This is a genomic window from Mycobacterium sp. NPDC003449 (genome assembly GCF_053588415.1).
Genome location: NZ_JBSFPX010000026.1, coordinates 44,946 through 51,016, shown reverse-complemented (window position 1 = coordinate 51,016; position 6,071 = coordinate 44,946). Strand labels below are relative to the sequence as shown.

5 protein-coding genes are annotated in these 6,071 nt (G+C 66.3%); 1 reads left to right on the top strand and 4 read right to left on the bottom strand.

Annotated features, from left to right (window positions below):
- Positions 1–63: 63 nt before the first annotated feature.
- The 4 genes from recF to dnaA all read right to left on the bottom strand — a co-directional run bounded on the left by recF (position 64) and on the right by dnaA (position 5,418).
- The gene (gene recF, locus ACWDTP_RS10170) at positions 64–1,224 is read right to left on the bottom strand and encodes a DNA replication/repair protein RecF (protein WP_450019142.1); all 1,161 of its coding nucleotides are present in this window, start codon (positions 1,222–1,224) and stop codon (positions 64–66) included.
- 18 nt (positions 1,225–1,242) lie between these two features.
- Complete coding sequence (gene gnd, locus ACWDTP_RS10165; protein ID WP_450019140.1) at positions 1,243–2,136, bottom strand: phosphogluconate dehydrogenase (NAD(+)-dependent, decarboxylating); 894 nt, start codon at positions 2,134–2,136, stop codon at positions 1,243–1,245.
- Between the two features lie 25 nt (positions 2,137–2,161).
- Positions 2,162–3,355 (bottom strand): DNA polymerase III subunit beta, encoded by a 1,194-nt coding sequence (gene dnaN, locus ACWDTP_RS10160; RefSeq protein WP_450019138.1) that lies wholly within the window; start codon positions 3,353–3,355, stop codon positions 2,162–2,164.
- Between the two features lie 572 nt (positions 3,356–3,927).
- Positions 3,928–5,418, bottom strand: coding sequence for a chromosomal replication initiator protein DnaA (gene dnaA, locus ACWDTP_RS10155; RefSeq protein ID WP_450019137.1), 1,491 nt, complete (start codon positions 5,416–5,418; stop codon positions 3,928–3,930).
- Between the two features lie 508 nt (positions 5,419–5,926).
- On the opposite strand from dnaA, the gene rpmH reads away from it, so the two are divergent.
- Positions 5,927–6,070 (top strand): 50S ribosomal protein L34, encoded by a 144-nt coding sequence (gene rpmH / locus ACWDTP_RS10150; protein ID WP_003898363.1) that lies wholly within the window; start codon positions 5,927–5,929, stop codon positions 6,068–6,070.
- Position 6,071: the final 1 nt, after the last annotated feature.

Genomic DNA, 6,071 nt, shown 5'->3' with positions numbered 1-6,071 from the left:
CGTTCGCCCATACGGTGCAAGACCCCGACAAACGCGCCCGACTCAAGGCCGACATCGACCTGATCACAGTGGCTCCGTGACCACCGAGACCCGCCCGTCGTCCTCCTCGACGATCTTGACCTCCACCTGCCGCGCATCCCAGTCGTCGGGGACGTCCTCGGCGACGGCCGCGGTCACCAGCACCTGTTCGGCCTCACCGGCCACCGCCGCCAAAGCCCGCCGCCGTGCGGTGTCGAGTTCGGCGAACACATCGTCGAGCAGCAACACCGGATCGGAACCGTCCGAACGCAACAACTCATAGGCGCCCAACCGCAACGCCAGTGCCATCGACCATGATTCGCCATGGCTCGCAAAGCCTTTCGCGGGCTGGTCGCCTAGCCGCAACTCGAGATCGTCGCGATGCGGACCGACCAGACACACGCCGCGCTCGAGTTCGGCGTCGCGTCGGCGGGCCAATGCATCCAGCAGCGCCGCCTCGTAGAACTCGGCCGACTCCGGGCCCGGCGCATTCTCGATCGCCTCGACACTGCTGCGGTACCGGATCGCGGCCGGCCGCGAAGCCGGCGCCAACAACTGATAGGCCTTCTGCACCTCCGGGTGCAGTTCCTCGACCAGCCGGACCCGCGACGCGATCAACGCCGCCCCGTGAGCGGCCAGGTGACCGTCCCAGACATCGAGGGTGTCCAGGACGCTGCGATCTCCCCGATACCGCGCCCCGGCCGCGGTTTTCAGCAGTGCGGTGCGCTGGCGCACCACCTTGTCGTAGTCGGCGCGCACCCCGGCGATCGCCGGTCGGCGGGTGGTGGCCAACTCGTCGAGGTAGCGGCGGCGCTCGCCGGGATCGCCACGCACCAGTGCCAGGTCCTCCGGGCTGAACAGCACCGCCCGCAACGCCCCGAGAATCTCGCGGGCGCTGCGCACCGGGGACCGGTTCAGCCGGGCCTTGTTGGCCCGGCCGCTGGTGATCTCGAGATCCACCGCGAGCTCACGGCCCTCGTTGACCACGATGGTCGAGACGATCGCCCGCTCGGCCCCGGCCCGGATCAGCGGGGCGTCCGAACCCACCCGGTGTGAGCCCAGTGTTGCCGAATACCACAGGGCTTCAACGAGGTTCGTCTTTCCGAAGCCGTTCTGCCCGACGAACACGGTGCGGCCCGACTCGAGCTCCAGCTCGACCCGCGCCCACGATCGGAAGTCGGTCAACCCCAGGTGACGAACATGCAACTCATCGGCTCCTCATGCTCACCCGGACTCGCTGATCCGTTGCACGGCGTGACCACCGAACTGGTTCCGCAGCGCCGAGACGGCCTTCATGGTGGGGGAGTCCTCCTGGCGGGAGGCGAACCTGGCGAACAACGACGCGGCGATCACCGGCATCGGCACCCGGTGGTTGATGGCCTCCTCGACCGTCCATCGGCCCTCGCCGGAATCCTCGGTGTAGCCAGTGATCTCGTCGAACCCCGGATCCTCCTTGAGCGCCTTGGCCAGCAGTTCCTGCAACCAGGACCGCACCACGGTGCCATTGCTCCAGGCCTGGATGACGGCCTGGGGGCTGGTGATCAGGTCCTCGGCGGCCAGCAGTTCGTAGCCCTCGGCGTAGGCGTGCATCAGCCCGTATTCGACGCCGTTGTGCACCATCTTGGCGTAGTGCCCGGCACCGACCGGGCCCGCGTGCACGAACCCGTCGGCGAGTTCTCCGGCCGGGCGTAACGTGTCGAAGATCGGCATCGCGGTGGCGACATCCTCATCGCTGCCGCCCACCATCAGCCCGTAGCCCTCGGTCAGGCCCCACACGCCACCGGACACCCCGGCGTCGACGAACCTGATTCCCTTGTCCCCCAAAAGTTTTGCGTGCTTCCCGTCCTCGGTGTAGCGGGAGTTGCCGCCATCGATCACCAGATCGCCCGCACTGAGCACACCGGCGAGCGTCTCGATGGTTTCGTGGGTGATGGTGCCCGACGGCACCATCACCCATACCACCCGTGGTGTGGGCAGCGCCGCGGCCAGATCGGCGAGGCTCGCGACGTCACTGACCTCGGGTCGCGGATCGTAACCGATGACTTCGTGGTCCCCCTTGCGCAGCCGTTCGCGCATGTTGAACCCCATCTTGCCGAGGCCGACCAACCCCAGTTGCATGTGCGCCCTCTTTCACCCGCGCCGGTCAGCCAGGGAGCCGCACCGGCATCAACAGATAGACGTAATCGGTTTGGGCGGCCGGGAACGGACCCGAACCACCGCCCGTCCCATCATCCTCGCCCGCCGGACGCAACACCGCTGGACGGCTCGGTGTCGTGAAACCGAATGTCACACGTTCGGAATGCAACGACCCCAGCCCATCGGTCAGATATGTCGGGTTGAATGCGATGGTGAGGGGTTCACCGGCGAATTGCACCGGGAGGTCCTCCTCGGCGCGCCCGACGTCGTCGGCGCCGGCCGACAGCTTGAGCACATCCTCGCCGAACTCCATCCGGATCTGGGCGCCACGGTCGGCGACCAGCGCGACACGTTTGATCGCCTCGGTGAGCTCGGCCACGCCGATGCTGGCCACCCCGGTGTGCTCACTGGGCAGCAGCTGACGGAACTTGGGGAACTCGGCGTCGAGCAGGCGGGTGGTGCTGCGCTTACCCTCGCTGCGGATCCCCAGCAGGCCGTCCTTACCGACCGCGGGTCCTGAGCCCAACGCCAGATGGACCTGCGTGCCGTCCGTTCCGGCCTTGGCCGCCTCGGCCAGGGTCTTGGCCGGTACCAGCACCGCGGCCTCCACCTCGCCCGCGCTGGTCTCCCAGGTGAGCTCCCGTACGGCCAGCCGGAACCGGTCGGTCGCGGCCAAAACCACCGTCTCGCCGGAGATCTCGACCCGGATACCGGTCAGCATGGGCAGCGTGTCATCGCGGCCGGCCGCGACCGCCACCTGGCCGATCGCCTCGGCGAACAGATCGGAGGAGACCACACCGGTCTCCTCGGGCAGGGCGGGCAGCGTGGGATAGTCCTCGACGGCCAGGGTGGGCAGTGAGAAGCGGGCGCTGCCGCAGGTCAGTGCGACCCTGGTGCCTTCGACGCTGACCTCGACGGGTTTCGCCGGGAGTGCCCTGGTGATATCGGAGAGCAGCCGTCCTGACACCAAAACGCTTCCGGCGGAAGCGATCTCGGCACTCACCCGAACCTCTGCGGACACCTCGTAGTCGAAACCCGAGATCGTCAGGCCGTCATCGGTGCCGGTCAGCAGCACGCCGGCCAGCACCGGGATGGTCGGCCGGGTGGGCAGGTTACGGGCCACCCAGGCCACCGCATCCGCGAAGTCCTCGCGTACCACGCGAAACTTCAGGTCGGTCAGCCCAGCCGTCGTCGTCGCCACGTCCTATGCGCCCCTTCGATAATCCCCGCAATGAGCTCCAACGGGCGGCGTCATGTAGCCAGAAGCCGAATGACACCGCCGGTTATCGCCGTCGATGAACCACCGTAGAGCTTTCCGCATCAACTTGAAAGCTAATCGAGCGGGGTGACATCGGCGTTCGATGGGCACCCGGCGTGCCCGGTGGATCGGGTATTCCCAAGGTGCTTCTTCTAAAGAGAATCCTAAAGAGATATTTGAGTAACAGTATTAGGCGCTGTGGAAACTGGGGATGAAGGGGCGTTTACCCAGCGGTGACGGCGTGTCGGGGTGTGAGTGGACTGTGCAGACCGGCGCCCCGGCAGGGGGAGCGATGTGGACAACCTCGGCCGTGTGGATGGATCGCCCGTTCATCCTGTAGTTCGTCCGCAGGTTGTGCACAGCAGTGTCCACAGGGCTCGGCCGTGACGAAACGACACGAATGGGACGAAAGTTGTTCGAAGATTTTCTGCCCCGCGGGGTCAGCGGACCACGATGTGGGACGAGATGTGGGACGAATCGCGCCCGGCAGGCGGCCGGCGGGCGGGGCCGAGGACTCAGCGCTTCGCGCGCTGACGGATCCGGGTGGTGAGTTCCTTGACATGATCGAAGACCTCACGGCGCTCGGCCATTTCGCCGCGAATCTTCTTCTCGGCGTACATGACCGTGGTGTGATCGCGGCCGAAGGCCTGGCCGATCTTGGGTAGCGAGAGATCGGTGAGCTCGCGGCACAGGTACATCGCGATCTGCCGGGACTGGGCCAGTGCCCTGGTCTTACCGGGCCCGCGGAGTTCCTCGACCGTGGTCTCGAAATACTCGGCGGTCGCCGCCATGATGGCCGCGGTGCTGATCTGCATCGTGGTGGCGTCGGCGATCAGATCGCGCAGCACCACCTCGGCCAGGGACTTGTCGATGCGGGTCTTGTTCAGCGAGGCGAACGCGGTGACCCGGATCAGCGCGCCCTCGAGCTCACGGATATTGCGTTCGATGCTGCTGGCGATGAGCTCCAGCACGTCACCGGGCACGTCGAGGCGGTCCATCTGCGCCTTCTTGCGCAGGATCGCGATCCGGGTCTCCAGTTCGGGCGGCTGCACATCGGTGATCAGGCCCCACTCGAACCGGGTCCGCAGCCGATCCTCGAGGGTGGCCAGCTGTTTGGGTGGCCGGTCGGAGGAGATGACGATCTGCTTGTTCGCGTTGTGCAGGGTGTTGAAGGTGTGGAAGAACTCCTCCTGGATACCTTCCTTGCCCTCGATGAACTGGATGTCGTCGACCAGCAGGATGTCGATGTCGCGGTAGCTGCGCTTGAACGACGCCTTGCGGTCGTCGCGCAGCGAGTTGATGAAGTCGTTGGTGAATTCCTCGGTGGAGACGTACTTGACCCGCATCCCCGGGAAGAGCCGCTGCGCATAGTTTCCGGCCGCGTGCAGCAGATGGGTCTTGCCCAGACCGGACTCGCCCCAGATGAACAGCGGGTTGTAGGCCCGGGCCGGTGCCTCGGCGATGGCGAGGGTGGCGGCGTGCGCGAACCGGTTGGAGGCACCGATCACGAAGGTGTCGAACGTGTAGCGGCGGTTGAGGCTGACCGCGTTGTCGTCGGCCAGGGTGGGGTCGGGCTGCGGACTGCTGAAGTAGGTCGGCCAGCCGTCCTCGGCCAGGGCCCGCGGGCCGGGGTCGCCGTCGTGGGGGTCGGTGTCGGCGGCCGGCGGATCCGGATCCGGGACGGTGTCGGGACCGCCGTCCTCCGGGTCGTCCGGCGGGGTGGCGATCCGGACGCCGAGCTCGACCCGCTGGCCGAGTTTCCGGCTGAGCACGGTCACGATCGGCTCGCGAAGATGACGTTCGATCTCGTTCTGGACGAACGGGGTGGGAACCGACAGGAGAGCAAACCCCTCGGCGATCACCAGCGGTTTGACAAGCTTGAGCCAGGCCCTTTGCTGTGGGGTCAGCGCGGGCAGCGACGGGTCGCTGGATTCGGTGTCGCCGTTGAGTTCGGCGACGACGCTGTTCCATACGGAGACGAAGGGTGGGTCGGGGTCAGCGGTCACCGACGGTTACCCCCTTCAAGGTGATATAGCGCTGTGGGTCGACCCGTGGACGACCAAAAGAACGATGACGAACTGTCCACATATTTATCCACAGCCTGTGGAGAAAGGACAATCGTCGTCGCTCTTCGTCTCTTGCGAGGATGTCGTGGCCGGGGGTTGGCCACATGCTGCGCGGTGGGCGGCTTGGCGACATCCTCGTTTCATTGTCTGGGGCCGGACCGGGCGCGGAACGGCATTGCCAGAAGCTAACAGTTTTCCGTCGTCGTGCCAACAGTTCTGCAACATCCATACGGGATCTGAGCACCGCCCGACCTGAGGTTTGACCCAGGGAATTCTCGTCAGTACCCTCGAGCAGTCGCCCGCACGTGGCGATACGGCTGCGACCCGGGATTCTCGGAGACCGCGCCGGTTAGTAAAGCACGACGAAGCTTAGTAGCGGCGGTCGCGTTCTTACCGACACGAGAGTGCGGGTGTTCGCGGTTGCCAGACGAAACAAGGAGAGATTGCCGTGGCCAAGGGCAAGCGGACGTTCCAGCCCAACAACCGCCGTCGCGCGCGGGTGCATGGGTTCCGGCTGCGGATGCGCACCCGCGCCGGCCGCGCCATCGTCGCCAACCGGCGTAGCAAGGGCCGTCGCGCGCTCACTGCGTGAC

What these genes read in the sequence shown, in the direction of transcription:
- gnd (WP_450019140.1), bottom strand. Translation starts at nt 2,136, where the DNA reads ATGCAACTGGGGTTGGTCGGCCTCGGCAAGATGGGGTTCAACATGCGC.